We start from the raw sequence: 20,162 nt of genomic DNA, 5'->3' as shown, positions 1-20,162 counted from the left end.
ATTTTTTATTAATAATCTCCCTATTTAAGAACGGCTTAAAAATCCTATTTTTCGAAATTTTCTAAAAATCCCCTTACTACCATATTTACATTTAATCTATTACTTCTAAACTTTTTTTTCATATCCAGTTGTTCTATAAAAATTTTAGGCCTGTTATTCTTTAAATTCCCTAAAAATTCTATTACTTTTTGATAACTCCCTTCTAAATTCAATTTACAATATATACTATTATTTTCTTTAGAATACCATACATTTTTATTTAATATTATCAAATGAACTTTTTTAACTTCACTCTGCAAATTATTTAATAATTCAAGTTGTGCCAATGCAGGTTTTTCTTCAAAAAATTTATTTTTATATCTATCTATTTCTATATTTTCCTCTTCTAATGCTTTTTTATATCTACTAAAATTTTTTGCCAAAAATATATTTTCTTTTATTTTTTCTTCTAATTTTAAAGTTTTTTTATTTGAATTTTTACTATAATTAATTATTGGAATTATCCCCCATTTAAATAAACTTGTTCCCCCAATAATAATTATAGCTAAAATCAATAAAATCTTTTCATTTTTATTCAGTTTTTTCATCAGCTAAATCACCCTCTATTTTGAATAGTTCTTGCCCTCTAGAACTTACAATACTTCCTATAAATTTTAAATTTTTAAACTTTTTAGACTTTTCCATTTTTCTCATTACTTCTGTTGCTGACACTGCTTTTCCTGATAAAAGTGCTAATCTATTATCTTTAAAAATCACTTGATCTATAACTGTTCCTTTAGGTAATTTGTCTCCTATCTCCTTTATCCATTTTAAATAAGAACTACTTTTATCTTTTAGTTTATTTTTAAACTTTTCTTCTTTAACAAGTTTTTCATTATACTCTTTTTTTATTGTTTCTATATTTTTTACAATAGGTTGTAAACTATCATTGATTTTAGTAATTTCTTTTAAATATAATTTCTTTTTGTATATTTTTAATGAAAATGTCAAAATATTTATTATAATCATAATAAATATTAAAACATATATTTTTTTCAGTTCTTTTTTCTTTACTGACTCTACTCCTTTAGTATTAAAAATAGAATTTTCAGATTTTTTCTTGGAAATATCAAAATATTTATAATATTTTATATCTATATTCCCTTTTATTATCTCTATATTTTTTTCTATGCCAAATTTTTCTTTTATATATTTTATTGTTTTTTTACATTCTAATTCATACTCATCTATCCTAATTGATTTTCTAAAAAAAGCTTTTTTTTCATAAAAAAAGTAAAATTGAATATACTTTTCTGCAACATCTGCATATAATCTTAATTTATTATTATAATTATTTAAGTAATAATTATATCCCAAAAGGTTTAATGGCAAAATAGATTTTATTTTTACATTTCTTTCCTCAAAAAAACTATTTATATTATCTATGAAAGCTTTTTCAATTATAAAAACCGCAACTTCTATATTTTTTTTATTAATTTTTCTAGTAGAATATGTATAATATACATCCTTCTCTTTTAAGGGCAATTCATTAATAACTTTTAACTTTATTAAATTTTCTATTTTCCCACTTAATTTAGATGGCAGCTCTAATGATTTCACGAAAACTTTTTCTGGAGAAATTATTATATCTATTTCTTGATAATTATTTTTAAATATCCATTTTGATACCTCGTTCCAGCTAGCTTGTTTAGCGCCTTCTTTATTTATTACCCTTATATTATCTTTTCCTATTTCTATAAATGCTTTATTTTTCATAACCTTTTCCCCTTTTCAATATTTTCGATTAAGAAGAATATTTTCTATAATTTCTAGTTGTTCCTTATTTTCTTCAAATACAATTTTTATACTCACAGGGAATTTCATTTCCTCTTTATAATCCCACTTATCTTTCCAAAATTTATCAAAATAAAATATTTTTATAGATTTTCCTACTTTTCCATTAAAAAAAATATTTTTTTTAATGGAAACTCCATTTTTCAATTTTTCTCTTTCAATACTACTATTTAATTCATTATAAGAATATTCTATTTTTATAACATCTCCATTTATATCTTGTTTATAAAATTCAACTTTATTGTAATCACCTTTAAATGGATTTTCATTCATAATATTCAAATAATACATATTTTTTATATCTGCTCTAAATTTAGAATCAAAAACTCTAATTTCTTGATTTTCTGAATTTTCTATTTTATTCCAAGTAGAAAAATTTATTTTAAAAAAGCTAAATGCTGTACCCATTACAATTCCTGTAATGACTACTGCTATAATTATTTCTAATAATGTAAATCCCTTATTTCTCATAATTGATTTCTCTTTCTAAACTATATTTTTTATTATCTCCTTGTTTTTGTATATTTATAACTATTTTCTTTTGGTTATTTTCTTTTATCTCTTGCAATATCCACCATCTATATTCTATATCATCAATTACTTTTTCTCCGTGGTCAGATATTTCTATTCCTGCTTCAAATTCATTTAATTTATTTTCTTCAAAAATATAAAATTTAGTATATTCTCTATTTTTTTGAAAACTATTTACAATTGAGATAAGACCCTCTATTAAAGTAGGAAATGCTACTCCTAAAATTATTACTGCAATCAAAACTTCAATTAAAGTAAATCCCTTACTTTTTTTAATCATTTTGAGTATCTCCTTCAACCATGACTTTTCCTGTGATTTCATCTATTTTTATTAATATTTTTCTATTAGACAACAAAAAAATCTCTATATTCAAACCAGAACTTGTTCCATCTGAATAAAAAAGAACCTCTTTTTTATCTGAATTTATTTTTTTTATTTCACTATTTAATTTATTTAAAAATTTGGAGTTTAACTTACTCTCTATTGTCTTAGTTCCAATTTGAATTTTATTTGTTTCATTTTGTATTACAGCATTTCCTCTAGCCTGCATAAAAATATTTATAACTCCTTGTTCAAAAGCTCTTTCTTCTGTTGAATCAGCTATTTTACTAAGTGTAGGCAACATAACTCCCATTAAAAATCCTAAAACTATAATCACTACTACTATTTCTAATAGTGTAAATCCATTTTCTTTACCAGTTTTTAATATCATCTGCTGTTCCATCTTCTCCATCAGCTCCTAAAGACCATAAATCATAACTATTTTTATTATTATAACCAGGAGAAACATATTTATACTCATTACCCCAAGCATCTTTTGGAATCTCTTTTTTTTCAAGATAAGGTCCATTCCAATTTTTAGGTAAAGGATATGTTATTGGTTTTTCTATTAATGCTATTAAACCTTGTTCAGTTGAAGGATATCTTTTATTATCCAATCTATAGTTATCTAAAGATAACCCTATTATTTTTAATTGATTTTCGCTTGTAGTTTTTTCTGCTTGCGAAACTCGGTTAAACAGATTAGGCCCTATTGTTGCTGCTAAAAATCCAATTATTACTACCACAATTATTATTTCAATCAACGTAAATCCATTTTCTTTTTTATTCCCCACTTTTCTTCCTCCTCTTTTTTAGAAATATATTTAAAATTTTAACTCTTTTATTCTACATTCCCATATCATTTATACTTAATATTGGAAGTAGCATTGCAAATACCATAAATCCTACAAAAATACCCATTACAACAATTAATACAGGCTCAAAAGTTTTTACAAAAATTTCCATATTTCCTTTTATTTTCTTATCAAAGTTTGTTGAGGTTTTTAACAACATTTCTGACAATTTCCCTGTTCTTTCTCCAATTGCAACCATATAATAAACTATTTCTGGAAAATATTTTGATTCTTTTATTGAATCTGATAAATTAGTTCCTTTTGTTACTTCATTTTTTATATTTTCAATTTCTCTTTGCAGTATTACATTTGGAGTTATATATTTAGCAACTTCTAATGATTTTAATAAAGGAACTCCACTTTCTAACATTGTTGCTATTGACTTTATAACATTTGATACTGCAATAAATATATATAGTTGTCCTATTATAGGGATATTTAATAAAAGTTTATCTAATATTTTTTTACCAGCACTATTCTTATAGTAAAATATTCCGCCTATTATTACCCCAACTATTCCAGCTAATAAATAAATACCATAATGCTGAAAAAAGTAACTTATATTCAAAAGCATTTTTGTAGAGGCAGGTAATGCCTTTCCATAGTTACTATATATTCTCATAAATTTAGGTAAAATATAAACTAACATAATTATAGCTGCAAAAATAGACACAATCATTAATACTGCAGGATATATTAGACTAGAAATAACAAAACTTCTTAATTGCCTGCCTTCCTCCATACCTTGCAAAATTCTTTGAAATGTAACTCCTACAAAGCCACCTTCTTCTCCTGCTCTAACCATATTTGTATAACTTTTTCCAAAATATGAAGGGTACTTTTCTAATGAATCTGAAAGTGTTTCTCCTTGTTTCATATTTTCATAAACATCTGAAATTATTGGTTTTATTTTTCCTTTTTTTACTAATGAATTTATAATTTTTAAAGCTTCTCCTAATTGAACCCCTGCATTTAATAAATCTGACATTTGCTGAGTAAAAAATATAACCTCTTTTTCTCTTCCTAATGAAATTCCATTACTTTCTATTTTCTGTTCTGTTTTTTCATTTAATTCAAAAACATATTTTCCACTTAATTCTAATTTTTTTATCAAATCAGATTCGTTATTTCCTTCTATTTCACCCTCTACATTCTTTCCACTATCTTTTTCTATTGCCTTATATTTGTATAGTGGCATAAAAAATCCCCCTGTCTTATGAACGTTTAAAAAATAATTTTTTTTATATTTTGTTATAAAATTACTTGAATTTTTCCTGTTTTATAACAAAATAAGAAGCTTATTTTTAATCCGTTCTTAATATAATTTAACTTTTAGTTACACGCATAACTTCATCTATTGTTGTTATTCCCTCTTTTACTTTTTCTAATCCATCTTCTGTCAAATCTTTCATTCCACTAGCTATTGCAGCTTTTTTTATATCCATAACTCCATTAAAATTTGTTATAGTTTCTCTTATGTTGTCATTTAAAACTAAAACTTCATGTATTCCAGTTCTTCCGCTATAACCTAATTCATTGCATAATTCACACCCTTTTGCTTTATACACTTTATCATCTTTATTTATAATTTTTTTATATCCTTTTAACTCTATTTCATCTGGAATATATTCTTCTTTACAAGTTTCACAAAGTTTTCTCACTAATCTTTGAGAAATTACCCCTTTTAAAGAAGAAGCTACAAGGTAATCCTCTACTCCAATATCAATTAACCTTGCTACTGCTCCAACTGCATCATTAGTATGTAATGTTGCAAATACTAAATGTCCAGTTAATGCCGCTTGTGTAGCTATTTTTGCTGTTTCTAAATCTCTTATTTCTCCCACCATTATTATATCTGGATCTTGCCTTAATACTGACCTTAACCCTTTTGCAAATGTAAAACCTATTTCTGGCTTAACTTGTATTTGATTAATTCCTTTTAATTGATATTCTATTGGATCTTCTATTGTTATTATCTTTTTTTCTGTTGTATTTAGATGACTTAATGTAGAATATAGTGTTGTAGTTTTTCCGCTTCCTGTAGGACCTGTAACTAATATAATTCCACTACTATTTTTTATCAAATCCATAAATTTTTCTTTGTTTTCATCTGTAAACCCAATACTTTCTATACTTAATGATAGTGCAGTTTTATCCAATAACCTTAAAATGGAGTTTTCTCCATGCAACGTTGGAATTATTGCTACCCTTATATCTATCTCTTTTCCCATAACTTTTATTCTAATTCTTCCATCTTGTGGTAATCTTTTTTCTGCAATATCTAAATTTGACATTATTTTTATTCTTGTTGTAATTGCAGGAGTAAGACTATTTGGCAGGGTTGTTTCTTGGTGTAATACTCCATCTACTCTATACCTTACATTTACATTATTATCAAACGGCTCTATATGTATATCACTTGCACCTTTTTTTACAGCTTCTGTTATTATTGTATTCACTAAATTTATTATTGGCGCTTCTTTTGCCAATTCTTCTAAATCTTCTATTTCTGTATCTATATTTATATTTTTATATTTTTGTAAATATTCTTTTCCTAAATCACTAATAATTTCTTCTGTTTCTGCTTTATGTTCATTTGAATACTCTTCCATATATTTTTTCATATCATTTTTGGATATAATTTCAATATTAACTTTTTCCTCTAAATATGTTTCTAAATCATCTAAAATTTCCAATGATAATTTTTCTGTCGCAAAAAAATTTAGCCCATTTTCGCTATTTTTATAAATTATTTTATATTTTTTTTTAACGTTATCCATTTTAGTTTCTATATCATTCATATTATCCACCCTTATTATTTTTCAAATTTTATAATATATTCACTATTGTTATATTCAAATATAACTTTGTCTCCAGATATTTTTTTAACTTTATATCTTGAAGCTATTTTTTCCCCTTCACCTAAAATATATGTTTGCCCCATATATCTAACTAATATTTTACTTTTATCTCCTTGTTCTGATATTGCAAGTAAATCTAGAGGTAATTTTAATTCTTCTTGTACTTCTTTTTTATTTTTAATATTTGTGCTTTTTAAAAAGAAATTATTTTCTTTTATTTTTTTTATATCTTTTATTAAAATTTTATCACTACTTATATTTATGGCTTTTATATTGAAATTTTCGGTTTTATTTTCTAATTTTTTTTTAATTTTTTTTATATTTTCTTTAGTTTTTTTTATATCTAATACATTACTTTTGTTAATTGGTGATAGCTCTATAATCAAATTTAAAATGCTAAGTAAGATAAATATATATATGTATTTTTTCATTTTTCTTATTTGGGATTTATTCATGGCCTTCACCTCATTCTATTCACATTTAGTTTTTATGTTTTATTTCCATATAATTTTACCATTTCTATAACATATTTTCAACTTTTTTCTAAATATTTTTACACTTTCATGATTTATTCAAAAAGCTGCCGGAATATCCGACAGCTAAAGAATAATCTGATTTTTCAAAATCTTTTTTGAGTATAACAGTCTATATTATCTCCAGGAGTAACTCCTAAAGCTTCTGTTATTTTTTCATAAAATGCTATTCTATCATCTACTCTTGAATCATGAGGCTTTCCTGCTTCAAGTCCTCCATTTATCACATTTATAGTAACTCCAAAACCAGGTTTTCTATTTTCAGCTAAATCTTCTGCTGTAGGAATCCAATTCCCCACCATTACATCATGACAAGATGGTTTAGGATTTTGTGGTGTCATCCAAAACCATATACCTGTCATAAATCCTAATTTTCCATTATGAGATACAAGTTTTGGATTTTTCAAAAGAACCATTTTATCTCCATATATTATTTGACTCATATATCCATAGTTATAATTATAACTAAGTTGAATAGGTCCTCTTCCGTGATAAGACTGCCCATCTTGTGCTGGATATTCTTCACTTGCTGCTACATATCCACCAACACTATTATCGTCATGATTCATCTCTTCTTTATAATATAATCCCCAAGATTGAGGTCCTCCTGGTGCAGTTTTCCAACCACCTGTTGTTTCATGAGATATATTTGCTAAAAATGCAGCTAAATCTCTTTTTCTCTCCTCCATTGTACCCTCATTCAAAAATTTACCATAATCCGCTGTATCTATTATTGGATTTACATTTTGAAGCCAATCTCCATTAAAGTCTTTATCTTCTTTTAATAAAGTAACCTCTTTAGTTATTTTATCCAATCTAAATACTCTGTTAGTATATTTTTTAGTTTCTACTCTTAACATAAATCTTGATAACTCTTTTAAAGCACTTATTAAATTTTCATATGAATAATATTCTTGTTCTGATTTATTATTAAATTCATTCCATTTAGTAGAACCATATCTATATGGAAAAATATTTTCATATTCACTTTTGCTCATTAACTCTTGTACTTTTTCTCCAACTTTATCAGGATATGTGTTTGGAGAAATTTCTCCAAATGTTGCTTTTATCTCTTTATCTGTAAAAATCACTTTTTCTCCTACAGTTGTTGGCCAAGGAATAGTAGCTGTATTTCCTCCTGTATTTCCTCCTGTATTCCCAGAATCTCCTCCATTATTTGAGGCTTCTCCTAAATCTTCCCAAGGTCCCCATTGTGTTGTTCCTGGCTCATTGCCTTTATTCCACCATTTTGCCTGCCATATTTTTTCATTATGTACCACTTTATCATCTTTTAAATATATTGTATTAGAATCCCAAGCTGGATAATTTGTATTATTTTCTACTTTTTTAAATTCAGCTGTCAATACCATATCCGAAGATACTTTTATTACTCTAACTGCAGATGTTTCTCCATCTGACCATTTTACAAATTCTAAATCAGACAGTTGTTTTGCATCTGCTGTATAATCTGCATCTTTTACTACATCTACTGTTTCTGTTTTTAATAGTGTTCCTTTTTCATCTATTGCCTTTAATGTTAATTTTACTTTTTCAGGTACAACTACTTTTTTATAATATGCTATCAACTCTTTATCACTATCCGCTTTTAATGTTCTAACTGCATTTGTTGAATTATCTTCCCATTTTATAAATTCCATGTCTGATAATTTCCCTGCATCTATAACATAATCAGAATTTTTTATTACATCTTCACTTTTTACTACACTTAAAACTCCATCTATTGATGTTTTCACTATTATTTTTACTTTTTCTACTGGTGTATTATCTTTAAATCCATTATAAATTATATCTGTAAGAGTTGTTCCTCCTTTAGATGGATAATCTCCTGATAGCTCCCAGAAAATTATTCCACCATACCCATTATCTTTTACATAATCTACTCTTGTCTGCAAAGATTCTTCATCTTCATATGTATACATTTCCCCTTTTGATTTGCTATATAAATAAGGCATTTTTGTCCAAGGATCTCTGTATTTTTTAAATGAATTATCTTTTTCTAATGTTGATTTTATATAATAAAATGGATTCATTCCTCCTGGCACTCCTCCATCCCAAGTCCCTTTTGCTCCTCCTGTTGCAGTTGCATATAATCCAGGCAAACTATCTATTGGACCATCATCTTTTACACCTTTCCACCCTCTAGAATAATATGGAGAGCCAACTAATAATTTACTCTTTGGTATTCCATACCCTGCAAAAAGATTCATAGAAGCATCTACATTATAATATTGTTTTATTAAATCACTGTATGGTGCATATAGATTTGCATATAATGGAGATTGATGTCCTGTAACTTTATCCCAAGCACCATGAATATCATATGTCATTATATTTATAAAATCTAAATATTTAGAATATTTAGCAGGTTCAGTTTTCTCTATTTTATCTTTTCCACATCCAACTGCTGCAGATAATTCATAATGCTTATTATCTGTTAATCCAGCTTTATCTAAAGTTGTCCTCAAGCTCTTCAACAATAGAGTAAATGTCTCTTTTTCAGTATCATCTGCATATGGTGTACCTTGATCGTTAGGATTATCAGTTTTATCTGGTTCTCTTTTAAATGTTGGATATTCCCAATCAATATCTACACCATCAAAATCCCATTTTCTTATAAATTTCACAACACTATCTGCAAACTTTTCCCTTGATTCTGCTGTTGCTGCTACAAAATGGAAATTTGCAGATTGAGACCATCCTCCTATTGAAATCATAGTTTTTGTTTTAGGATGTAGTTTCTTTAGCTTTTTAAATTGACCTAGACACCCTTTATAAGGTGAATCCCAAGCTTCTCCTAAACTTACTCCTGTTGCTGCCCAATCATCAAATACTGCTATTTCTCCATTTTTTATTGTTGCAAAAGCATAATTTATATGAGTAACTTTATCCCACGGTATATCTGCTGGTGTATAATTATTATGCCCAGAATATATTCCCCATTCTGGAAAATAAGCTACTATTCTTTTTTTATTATTATTCCCACTATTTCCTGAATCAGATTTTTTAAATAAAACAACAATTTTCAAATCTTTGTCAGATTTAACATCTCTTATACTTGATAATGTTCCATCTTCCCATTTTATAAAACTATACTCTGAATTTATTTTTAAATCTTTTATATCTATTTTTACTGTTTCGTTAGCTTTAACTTTTTTAGTAACTGTTCCTATTACATTTCCATTCCTATCGTGGGCTTCTGTAATAATATTAATATAATTTATTATCACTGTTTTAAATGTAGCTGTTAATGTTGTATTTTTTAATACTGTAATTTCTCTTTCTGAATTAGTTGAATTATTATCCCATTTTACAAAACTCAAACTAGGATCTGTAATAATAGATAATGCATTTACAGTAAATTTTTCTCCTGATTTAATTTCATATTGTGCTTTTCCAATTCTATTTCCATTATCATCAACTGATAAAATTGTTACATTAAAATATTTAGGATCATTTGGATCTAATGAATTAGTTCCATTATCATATTCCTCTTTATCTGTATATCCATCTCCATCTGTATCTTTTTTCTTAGGATCTGTTCCTAATTTTGCTTCTATATTATCAGATAAACCATCTCCATCTGTATCTTTTATTGTAATTTCGTAACTTGAAGCAAAGCCGTTTAATGTTACAGCTTTTGGTCCTCCTGCAAAACAAAGTTTTGACATACCTGTAAATGTATATGTACCATTAGGTTGAATCTCTGTCCCCCAAGCATCTCCAATAACTCTGTATCTAACATAATCATATCCTCTTCCAATCTCTTTTACTTTTAACCCACTCCAAGTTCCTTCACTCATTGTAGTTGTTGTAGGCATATTAAATTCTAAAACCCAACCCTTATCTATTGTTTTATCTGTATGATTTACAATAGAAAACTCATAAGTTGCATTTGGATGATCATATTTATATGAAAATTTAATTTCAAAATTCATTATTTTTTGAGGCATATCTATTGTATACATTCTATTATCTGGAGCTGGAGCATTTTTCAACATATTATAAGCAAGAGATGTCATTGTATCTCCAATATAATATTCTCCATCTGCCTTTTTAGAAAAATCCCCTGCAAGCTCCCATATCATCATTCCACCGAGACCTTTATTAATGATATAGTTGATTTTTTCTTTTAAAGACTGCTCATCTTCAAATGATAAGAATACTTTTTTCGCATCATTCCACACATATGGAACTTTTGATACATCATCCCAATACCTAATGTAATTTCCTTGATAATTCGGATCAAATCCTCCAAATACAGGATGATCAATATAACTAAAATCATGTCTTCCTGCTAATAGATTTTTAACATGCCATAAAGGATTTCCACCACCTGGCAGCTCTTTACCATCTTTATCAAAGTCATGCCAAACATTGTCTATTCCTACAGCTCCATCTCCTCCTGAGCCTAATTTAGCAGTTCCATATAATCCATGCCCATCTATACCACCTTGAACATTTTTCCAACCACGAGTATAATAAGGTATTCCTATATTTATTTTTGATGGTGGTACTACACCTCTAAAATATCTATATGACCAATCTATATTTAAAACTGGAGTCCCTAATGGTTTTGTTTCTAGATCTCTATCATCTGGTAATAGAGCTGAATTATTCCCTACATATCCATTCCAAGAACCATGAAAATCATAACTCATTATATTTATAAAATCTAAATATTGAGCATAATCTCCTAATCCCATTCCACCTAAAATCCAAGATGATGCAGGAGCTGCAATTGTCAATAAGTAATGTTTATTATCATTTTGACCTGCAACATCAAGCTTTTCTCTCAACACTTTCATTAACTTAACATAATCTTGATATAAAGTTTTTCTTCTTGGTTCTGCTACATCAAAATCATCTGGATTTCCAGCTCCAACAGTTGCTGTTGGATATTCATAATCAATATCAACTCCATCAAATCCATATTTTCTTATAAATTCTACTGCACTATCTGCAAAAGTTTCTCTTCCTAATTCTGTTTCACTCATTGTATAAAATCCTTTTGCAGCTGCCCAACCTCCTACCGATATTAAAGTTTTTACTTTAGGATACTTTCTTTTATAAACTGTCAATAAATTAAAATGTCCTTTGTATGGCAATGTTAAATCTTGCCCTGGAAAATCTAATTCTATAGCATCTTTTTTATTACAAAAATCTATTTTATTAGTTTCTGAATTTACTTTTGCAAAAGCATAATTTATATGGGTAATTTTTCCCCATGGTATATCCGCTACTGTGTAATCATTAGGTCGCCACTCTGAAAAATACCCTATAATTCTTCTCTGCATACCATCATTTTTAACGTCTGAAACAGTTCCATTTTGAGCTGTTATTGGTACTATTATAATTGTAAACAATAATAGTTTCACCAACTCTTTCCAACATCTACTCATTCTTTTCCCTCCTTTTTTTCTTACATACCCTTATAAAGCATCTAACATTTTAAGGAACGTTTAAAAAATAAGTTTATTGTATTTTGTTATAAAAACGCTTAAATCGTTGCGTATTTTATAATAAAATCAGAAGATTATTTTTAAGCCATTCCTAAATTTCCTATATATAGTTAGAATTGCCGCACTATAATCACCTCCAATTTCTCCTCTAACTCTCCAGAGAAATCTTTTTTACTTTATTATTTTTAAAAAGTATTCGGAGAGCTTTGACTTTCCAAAGCTACTCTTTTATCTCTCTAAAAAATTATTATATAATATGAATAGACTCCAAAATTATAATTTTATTAATCTAATTTTTGAAAAAAGTATAAAACTATCCTTTATGTAATTGAATTCTAAAATAATCTTTCATTCTATTTTTTATATTAATTTTGTTTTTTTAATTTAATTTGAAATTTCGCATTCACAGAATATGTTCACTTATCATTATATTGTATATACCACTTCTAGTAGTATATCTCTTTTTTTCTGTTTTGTCAACAAGATACTGGTTATTTTTTTATCTTCTAAGGTTAATCTATGCTCTAACCTAAAGCGAAGTAGTTGTTGTTTTTATTATTATTTATGACTAAAAAAAAATATTTTTTATCTTTTAAAATATTAAAAAATAGTGTATAATATCTTTCTAAAATTTTTTTAAATTAATTTTAAAAAAATTTTAAAATCTAAAACATCATAGGGAGAGTGCAAAAATGAAAAAAATTTTTACAGTATTAGCTATTTTAAGTTCGTTCATATTTACAGGATTTTCTAAAAACACACAAATCAAAAAGGATTCTTTAAATGAAATTACGATTACACATCCTGCTAATAAACTTAATTATCTTCAAGGAGAACAATTAAATCTTAGTGGATTGGAGGTTACTGGAGTTTATTCTGATAAAACAACTAAAGTTATTAATATTACTAATAATAATATTACTGGTTTTCATTCTGATATTCTTGGAAAACAAACTTTAACTATTAATTTTAATAGTAAAACTACCTCTTTTGATATTCAATATTTAAAAGCTACCGATAGCAAGGAGTTTAAATATGAAAATAACAACAATAAAATTACTATAACAGAATATATTGGAACTGATACATCAATTTTTATTCCTAATAAAATAGATGGTATTCCTGTTACTTCTATTGGAAATTTAGCTTTTTTTGATAAGAAATTAACCAGTGTTAATATACCAGATTCAGTTATTTCTATTGGAAAAGAAGCTTTTTCTAATAATCAATTAACTAATGTTTTTATTGGAAATTCTGTTACTTCTATTGGAAAAGGAGCTTTTTATTATAACCAATTACATAATATTATTATTCCTAATTCAGTTGTTTCTATTGGAGATTCTGCTTTTTATCACAATCAATTAACTAGTGTTAATATACCAGATTCAGTTATTTCTATTGGAAAAGCTGCTTTTTCTAATAATCAATTAATAAATGTTATTATAGGAAATTCTGTTACTTCTATTGGAAAAAAAGCTTTTTATCACAACCAATTAACCAGTGTTACTATTGGAAGTTCTGTTACTTCTATTGACGAAGAAGTTTTTTCAAATAATAAATTAACTAGCGTTAATATTGGAAACTCTGTTACTTCTATTAAATATTCAGCTTTTTCTGATAACCAATTAACTAACGTTACTATGGGAAATTCTGTTACTTCTATTGGCTTTTGGGCTTTCGAAAGGAATCCAAATATAACAATAAAAAGTTTTGCAGGTTCTTATGCAGAAACATATGCAAAAGATAATAATATTCCATTTATACAAAAAAAATAAACTAAAAAAGATGGCAATAATGCCATCTTTTTTAGTTTTAATAAACAAAGTTAAATTTAATTAAAAAAAAGCTCTTCACTTATTATAAAATTAACAATTCATATAATAATGAGGATAAACATTAAAAATATATTATTTTTCCTGATAATAATTTAAAATAGATATTTCATACTCTTTATCCTTAATTTTCTTTTTTCTCAAAACAGCAGTTGCAATATTATTATTGTAATTAATTTTTACTAAATAGTATTTTGTTCTAACTGAAAAAACAGATTCTAATAAATTAATATATTTAATCGGAACTATAAATTTATTATCAAAATCTTTTATTTTTTCTATAGAGTTATTCAATTTAAAATCCCATATTTTATTTTTATATGATGAAAGAGGTAATAACGCATTACTTTTAAATAATAGTTCAAAATTTTCTTTTGAAATAGTATTAATATTAAAATTTCCAGAAAAAGTTATAAACTTTTCAAATTTTTCATAAAAAGAATCACTTAAATGAAGTGGTTTTAAAATTTTTCTTAGCTCTTTTAAATCTTTTATATTGCTATTGCTTCTATTTTTACTAATTAAAGTAATAGCATATTTAATATCCATTTCATTTAGTTTTAGTTTTTTTAGCAGTAACTTTAAAGATTCCAAAGAATCAAAATTAATATTAAACTCCCCATAAATAGTAAAAAAATTAAAGTTTTTAGGAAAAAGCATACTTATCTCATAACTATTTTTTAAGAACCTGTTGTCTTTCAGTTTTTTTGAACTCTCTTTTTTCCAAAATTTCAAATTTTTTAATATATTAACATTAGTATAATTAATATTAATCTTAGAAAGATCTGAAATAGATACATCATATGAATACTCAGAATAGTTTAACCTCTTTTTTTTTGCCCATTTTTCATTTAAAGAATCAAAATTATTATCATCTGATTTTAGAATTGCTATAGCATAATTTAAACCTGATAAAAAAATTTGATTATTCTCTTTTTTATTCATATAATTTAAAGATATTTTATTTTCCAACAAAATAGAATTATACATAGATAAAAATATAATATTAGAAATAACAATTATCCATAAAATTAATATTAATATATATCCTCTATTTCTTTTCATTTAAAATCTCCTTATGTATATATATAATAATTTCCAATATTTTCGGCTTATGAAAAATTTTGCCTTAAAAAACAGCATTAATTCGTGATTGATTATTGGTGTATATTAATGTAGATTGGTGGCTAAAATTTTCTGATTATTTTACAATACAAAAATAACAATTGATAATTAATCTATTATAAAATAGAATATAATTAGTCCCTTTTTAAAAATTATAATCTATTTTTAACAAAAACATTCTTTCTATTTCCAAAAAATTGATAATAATAACACATTATGCCACCATTATATAATTTTCTGTTTTTATCAAATTTTTGTCCAAAAATTTCTTCAAATTTTATTCCATTTTTATGTCTATCTGCTCCTAATGAACTTATTACATAATAATTCCATTTAGGAAATCTCCTACAGACATCTCCTAAAATTCTAGTTGTTTTTATAGCATCCTCTTTTTCACCCATTCTCTCACCATATGGTGGATTACATATTATTGTCCCTTTTTCTGCTTTAATATAATTTTCTACTTCTAATAGATGTCTTTGTTCAAATACTATATCATCTTCTACTCCTGCTAATTTAGCATTTTCTTTTGCTACTTTAATTATTTCTCCATCAATATCGGAACCATATATTTCTATTTTTTTATCGTTATCTTCTCTGGAATAAGCCTCATCTCTTTCTTCTATCCAAAATTCACTTGGAATTACATCCCACTTTTCTGATTCAAATTTTCTATTCGCTCCAGGTGCAATATTTCTTGCTATCATAGCGGCCTCTATTAATATAGTCCCTGTCCCACAAGTAGGATCTATTAGTGGTTTATAGCCATCCCATCTTGCTATAAGCACTAATCCTGCTGCTAGTGTTTCTTTTATTGAAGCTAGATTATTAATAGCTCTATATCCTCTTTTATTTAATCCTTCTCCACTTGTATCAATCATAACTACTACATTATTTTTATTTATCTGAACTTTCACAGCATATTTAGCTCCTCTTTCTAAAAGCTCTGTTGTTTTATATTTTTCTTCTAATCTAGTAGCTATTGCTTTTTTTATTGAAGCTTGGGATTTTCTTTCACTATTTAATTCAGATTTTACTGTACTAATCCAACTTATTGGAAAATTTGCATCTATAGGCATAATTTTTTCCCAACCAATATTTTTTATTCCATCAAAAAGTTCAGTTTGTGTTGTAGCTTTAAATTCTCCCATTTTCACATATAATCTATCTGCACATCTTAAATTAATATTCCCTTTACAAATATCTCTATATGTTCCAGTAAATTCAACTTTTCCATTTAATGTATTTATATCTTTATAACCTAATTTCTTTAGTTCTTGAGCAACAATACTCTCAAGACCCATTGTTGTTGATGCTATAAGTGTTATTTTTTCCATAATATTATTCATCTCCTGTATGTTTTAATTTCTCTTAATTATAACATGTATTTATATAAAAAGTATAGATATAAAGTTTTTGTAAAAAAAGGTTTCAAAATCTTATTTTTTTAAATATTTTATCCATAATAAAAAAATAAGCTACGCTTCATCTGGTAGAACATAAATATTTTTCAAAATTTTTGGCTTCTAAAAAATTTAGCCTTGAAAAATCGCATATTTCAAAAAATGGCGTAGATTATTTTCTGAATAAATTTATACTTTCCTACAAACATAAAAAAAGTATAGGTAAATTAATTTTACCTATACTTTATATAAAATCACAATTATTTAGACAATAATTTTATCAAGGAATGACTTAAAAATAACATTCCCATTTTGCTTTAAAATACGCAATATTTTAAGCGTTTTTATAACAAAATATGAGAACATTATTTTTTAAACGTTCCATAGTTTACATTTTTTCTATAATCAAAGTAACACTATTGCTATCATACATATTTAAATCTCCTATCTTTAAATATCCAATTTTAGAAAATTCATTTATCTCATGATAGTAATAATCATAATTATAACCATAACTTTCATCAAACCAAGTATAATCATTCAGCTTTATAACATTTTTATTATAAAATTCTATTTTTAAAGAATAACTAACATTTTTCTCTTTAACATAAATTTTATATTTTTCATTTTCTGCTACACCTTTTATTTTAAAAATATCCCCTTTTTTTACATCACTTAACTCATATTTTCCAGAAGATAAATCTGCAGTATCTTTTGAATTATTAGGATTTATACAATCTGCATTAATCCTTTCAGTAAACTGTTCCCAATTAGTTGGATCACCAGAATTTGGATCATTTATCTTTAAAAGTATCTTCTCAACTACTGCTTTTAGTCCATTAGGAAATACTCCTCCTAAAGTTTCTGTTGCTAAAGCTTCTGTATTTTGATCATTTACATTATTTGTATATGCAAAATAATTTGATACTCTTTTAATAATATCTTTTACCGCAAAATCTGACTTAAATATTACACTTAAATCCATATCTATTTTTACTCCTATTATATTTACTGTTGTTTTTCCAGTTATAACAGCTTTCATCTCTTTTACTGTAGATTTTATTTCATTTATTAGATTTAACGGTAGTACAGCCATATTTTCTCCTTCTGAAAAAACATGATTTTCATTTATATCCAATTTCCCTGTAGCCAAGTCAATTTTCCAAAGATCTCCTGTAGGAATATTATCTATAGCTTCTAAAAATTCGTTAAATGCCGTATTAAAACTCTCTTTTGATTTTAAAATATAACTTTTATCAGTTATATTTAATAAATTTGAAGGCAAATTATTAAATATATAATCTCCTACCCTTACTACTTTATCTGTTGGTATATTTTTCATCTTATTCATAAATTCTGACATTTGATCTTCTGTAATATTAAGATCATAAGCACAAATATATTCTAATAACCCTTTATATCCTCTTAAAATAGATTGAAGCATTAATATATGTGCTGGATATATTTTTACTTTTGAAGAACTTCCTTCTCCAATTTTTATAACAATTATTTGATTTTCTTCTACTGCCAATTTTAACTTAGATATCGCAGTATCAAGTTTTGGCAATAATTTTGTTTTTATTTGATTTTTCATATCTTCTAGATTAACGTCACTATTTCCTACTCTTTTTACTCCTCTTTTTAAACTATTATAAATATTTCCCCCATTATCAAATGATATATTAAATTCATCTTCAACTCCTTTGAAAGATAAAATTGCATCCTCTACATACCCTATAGTGGCATTTTCACTCAGTATTCCTTCATTTCTGATTCCTTCCACCAAAGAAAATATATCTTTATTTTCTTCCATCATATTGCTAATTTTAGTACTATCTTCTTGATTGAAATTTAAAACTACCTCTTTTGGCTCAGAATTTTGTAAATGTGTTTCCTGTACTGCTTCTGATGAATCTTCTTCTTTAGTCGCCTCACTAAAACATCCTGTTGTTAATAACATCACTCCTAATAAAATTGCCGATACTAATTTTTTCATTTTTTCCCTCCTAAAAATTTATTTTAATATATATACTGTTTCCTGCTTTTAAATAATCAAGTATTTCAGATTTATTAATTTTAAATTTATGATTTTTTTCTTCTTCTTTTTTATTAATAACATTTTTTAAGTTTATACTTCCAATATATGGCATAAACTTTTCTACTCCTAAAATTATATTATTTTTAAAATGTTTTTCATAGTTTAATCTTATTATTCCATATATCTTTTTATCAATATCTAAATAATATTTCTCTATACCATTTTCTACCTTTATATCGAATGGAAATATATATTTTATTATCTTGCTATTTATATTACATTCATTATATTTTCCTTTAATAAATATCCCTGTCAATAAATCTATTTTTAAATCCCAAAGATTTTTTTTAATTTTAAACCCTAAAGTATAGATTTCTTCTTTCCCTATTAAATTATATGTTCTACCCAATCCTAAAACTCCCAAAGAATTATTATCAACTTTTAAATTACTATCTAATTCAAATTTTCCAATAAATAAATTTGCTTTTTTTATTTCTAAACTTAAAATGTATGATTTTACTTTTATATTCCCTATATCTATTTTATTTATTAATAATCTTGAATTTATATTAATGTAATTGAATTTTAATATGCTTATTTTTAAATTATTATTTATATAATTTAATTTATTAAACTCTAATTTTCCTTTATTATTCTCTACTTTTAAATTATCATTCATATATCTTAATTTATAACTTATATAGTATTTCTTTAAATTCACACCATATATGTTTAAATTTTGATTTATAAAACTAAATTTTTCATTTAAAAATGTTATTTGTTTACTATCTATGTCTAATCTTTTCATATCAAAAAAATATACTTTCCCATGCATAATATCTAAATTCAATTTATCATTAATAGCCGAATTTGAATATCCACCACATAAATATTTTATGTATATATCATTCTTTCTATTTATTTCAATTTTATACCCTTTAATTTTATTTGATTTATAATTTAGATAATCAATATTTTTTAAAACCAACTCATAAGAGAAAGTGAAATTGGAAAATATTATAAATATAAAAAATACCTTTCTTAACATTTGTTCTCCCATTATTTTAGGATACAATCTTGTTCTATAAAATGATTTTAAAGAAAAAATAATATTAAACCCCTCACAAAACCGTCCTTTATTTTTACACATTGTATCTTTTTTTATACAAAAAGTCAATAGTAAATTTATTTCAATAGTTATAAGTTTTTGTAGAAAAAATTGACATAAAAAATTATATTAAAAATAATTCTCAAAAGCTTTCTTTGAAAGGGGTAAAAAAACTGCCCAACTAAAGTCATTCACTATACTCTTTTTATTTTATATTTTTAAAAATAACTTCTTTCATAAGG

15 protein-coding genes are annotated in these 20,162 nt (G+C 25.4%); 1 reads left to right on the top strand and 14 read right to left on the bottom strand.

Features of this window, described 5'->3' with window-relative positions:
- Positions 1 to 44: 44 nt before the first annotated feature.
- The 10 genes from RDY08_RS01860 to RDY08_RS01815 form a co-directional block, all read right to left on the bottom strand.
- Positions 45 to 587, bottom strand: coding sequence for a GspMb/PilO family protein (locus RDY08_RS01860; protein WP_307904729.1), 543 nt, complete (start codon positions 585 to 587; stop codon positions 45 to 47).
- Positions 571 to 1,755, bottom strand: coding sequence for a hypothetical protein (locus RDY08_RS01855; protein WP_307904728.1), 1,185 nt, complete (start codon positions 1,753 to 1,755; stop codon positions 571 to 573). Before RDY08_RS01855 ends, RDY08_RS01860 begins: the two co-directional genes overlap by 17 nt.
- 15 nt (positions 1,756 to 1,770) lie before the next feature.
- Positions 1,771 to 2,304 carry a PulJ/GspJ family protein gene (locus RDY08_RS01850; RefSeq protein ID WP_307904727.1) on the bottom strand — a complete coding sequence of 178 codons (534 nt, stop codon included), beginning with the start codon at positions 2,302 to 2,304 and terminating at the stop codon, positions 1,771 to 1,773.
- Complete coding sequence (locus RDY08_RS01845; protein WP_307904726.1) at positions 2,294 to 2,644, bottom strand: type IV pilus modification PilV family protein; 351 nt, start codon at positions 2,642 to 2,644, stop codon at positions 2,294 to 2,296. Before RDY08_RS01845 ends, RDY08_RS01850 begins: the two co-directional genes overlap by 11 nt.
- A complete protein-coding gene (locus tag RDY08_RS01840) occupies positions 2,637 to 3,098 on the bottom strand; it encodes a pilus assembly FimT family protein (protein WP_307904725.1) in 462 nt (153 codons plus the stop codon). The genes RDY08_RS01845 and RDY08_RS01840 overlap by 8 nt, the downstream gene beginning before the upstream one ends.
- Positions 3,058 to 3,480, bottom strand: coding sequence for a type II secretion system major pseudopilin GspG (gspG, locus tag RDY08_RS01835; RefSeq protein WP_307904724.1), 423 nt, complete (start codon positions 3,478 to 3,480; stop codon positions 3,058 to 3,060). The genes RDY08_RS01840 and gspG overlap by 41 nt, the downstream gene beginning before the upstream one ends.
- A gap of 52 nt (positions 3,481 to 3,532) precedes the next feature.
- A complete protein-coding gene (locus tag RDY08_RS01830) occupies positions 3,533 to 4,738 on the bottom strand; it encodes a type II secretion system F family protein (RefSeq protein ID WP_307904723.1) in 1,206 nt (401 codons plus the stop codon).
- Positions 4,739 to 4,865: 127 nt separating this feature from the next.
- Positions 4,866 to 6,341, bottom strand: coding sequence for a type II secretion system ATPase GspE (gene gspE / locus RDY08_RS01825; protein WP_307904722.1), 1,476 nt, complete (start codon positions 6,339 to 6,341; stop codon positions 4,866 to 4,868).
- A 14-nt stretch (positions 6,342 to 6,355) separates the two neighbouring features.
- Entirely contained in the window at positions 6,356 to 6,856 is a 501-nt protein-coding gene (locus RDY08_RS01820; protein WP_307904721.1) for a hypothetical protein, read from the bottom strand.
- Between the two features lie 164 nt (positions 6,857 to 7,020).
- Entirely contained in the window at positions 7,021 to 12,354 is a 5,334-nt protein-coding gene (locus tag RDY08_RS01815; RefSeq protein WP_307904720.1) for a glycosyl hydrolase family 18 protein, read from the bottom strand.
- A gap of 752 nt (positions 12,355 to 13,106) precedes the next feature.
- On the opposite strand from RDY08_RS01815, the gene RDY08_RS01810 reads away from it, so the two are divergent.
- Positions 13,107 to 14,189, top strand: a complete 1,083-nt coding sequence (locus RDY08_RS01810) for a leucine-rich repeat domain-containing protein (RefSeq protein ID WP_307904719.1) — start codon at positions 13,107 to 13,109, stop codon at positions 14,187 to 14,189.
- 132 nt (positions 14,190 to 14,321) lie between these two features.
- On the opposite strand, the gene RDY08_RS01805 is transcribed toward RDY08_RS01810, so the two are convergent.
- The 4 genes from RDY08_RS01805 to RDY08_RS01790 all read right to left on the bottom strand — a co-directional run bounded on the left by RDY08_RS01805 (position 14,322) and on the right by RDY08_RS01790 (position 19,860).
- Positions 14,322 to 15,311: a hypothetical protein gene (locus RDY08_RS01805; RefSeq protein ID WP_307904718.1), complete on the bottom strand. Its 990-nt coding sequence runs from the start codon at positions 15,309 to 15,311 to the stop codon at positions 14,322 to 14,324.
- 212 nt (positions 15,312 to 15,523) lie between these two features.
- On the bottom strand, positions 15,524 to 16,699 hold the full coding sequence (locus RDY08_RS01800; RefSeq protein WP_307905433.1) for a THUMP domain-containing class I SAM-dependent RNA methyltransferase: 1,176 nt from the start codon (positions 16,697 to 16,699) through the stop codon (positions 15,524 to 15,526).
- A 463-nt stretch (positions 16,700 to 17,162) separates the two neighbouring features.
- On the bottom strand, positions 17,163 to 18,770 hold the full coding sequence (locus RDY08_RS01795) for a hypothetical protein (protein WP_307904717.1): 1,608 nt from the start codon (positions 18,768 to 18,770) through the stop codon (positions 17,163 to 17,165).
- A 10-nt stretch (positions 18,771 to 18,780) separates the two neighbouring features.
- Positions 18,781 to 19,860 carry a hypothetical protein gene (locus tag RDY08_RS01790; RefSeq protein WP_307904716.1) on the bottom strand — a complete coding sequence of 360 codons (1,080 nt, stop codon included), beginning with the start codon at positions 19,858 to 19,860 and terminating at the stop codon, positions 18,781 to 18,783.
- Between the last annotated feature and the right edge of the window lie 302 nt (positions 19,861 to 20,162).

The organism is Haliovirga abyssi (assembly GCF_030295325.1).
GTDB lineage: Bacteria > Fusobacteriota > Fusobacteriia > Fusobacteriales > Haliovirgaceae > Haliovirga > Haliovirga abyssi.
Note: the sequence above shows the minus strand (reverse complement) of the source record. Positions and strands in the feature narration are given on the sequence as shown.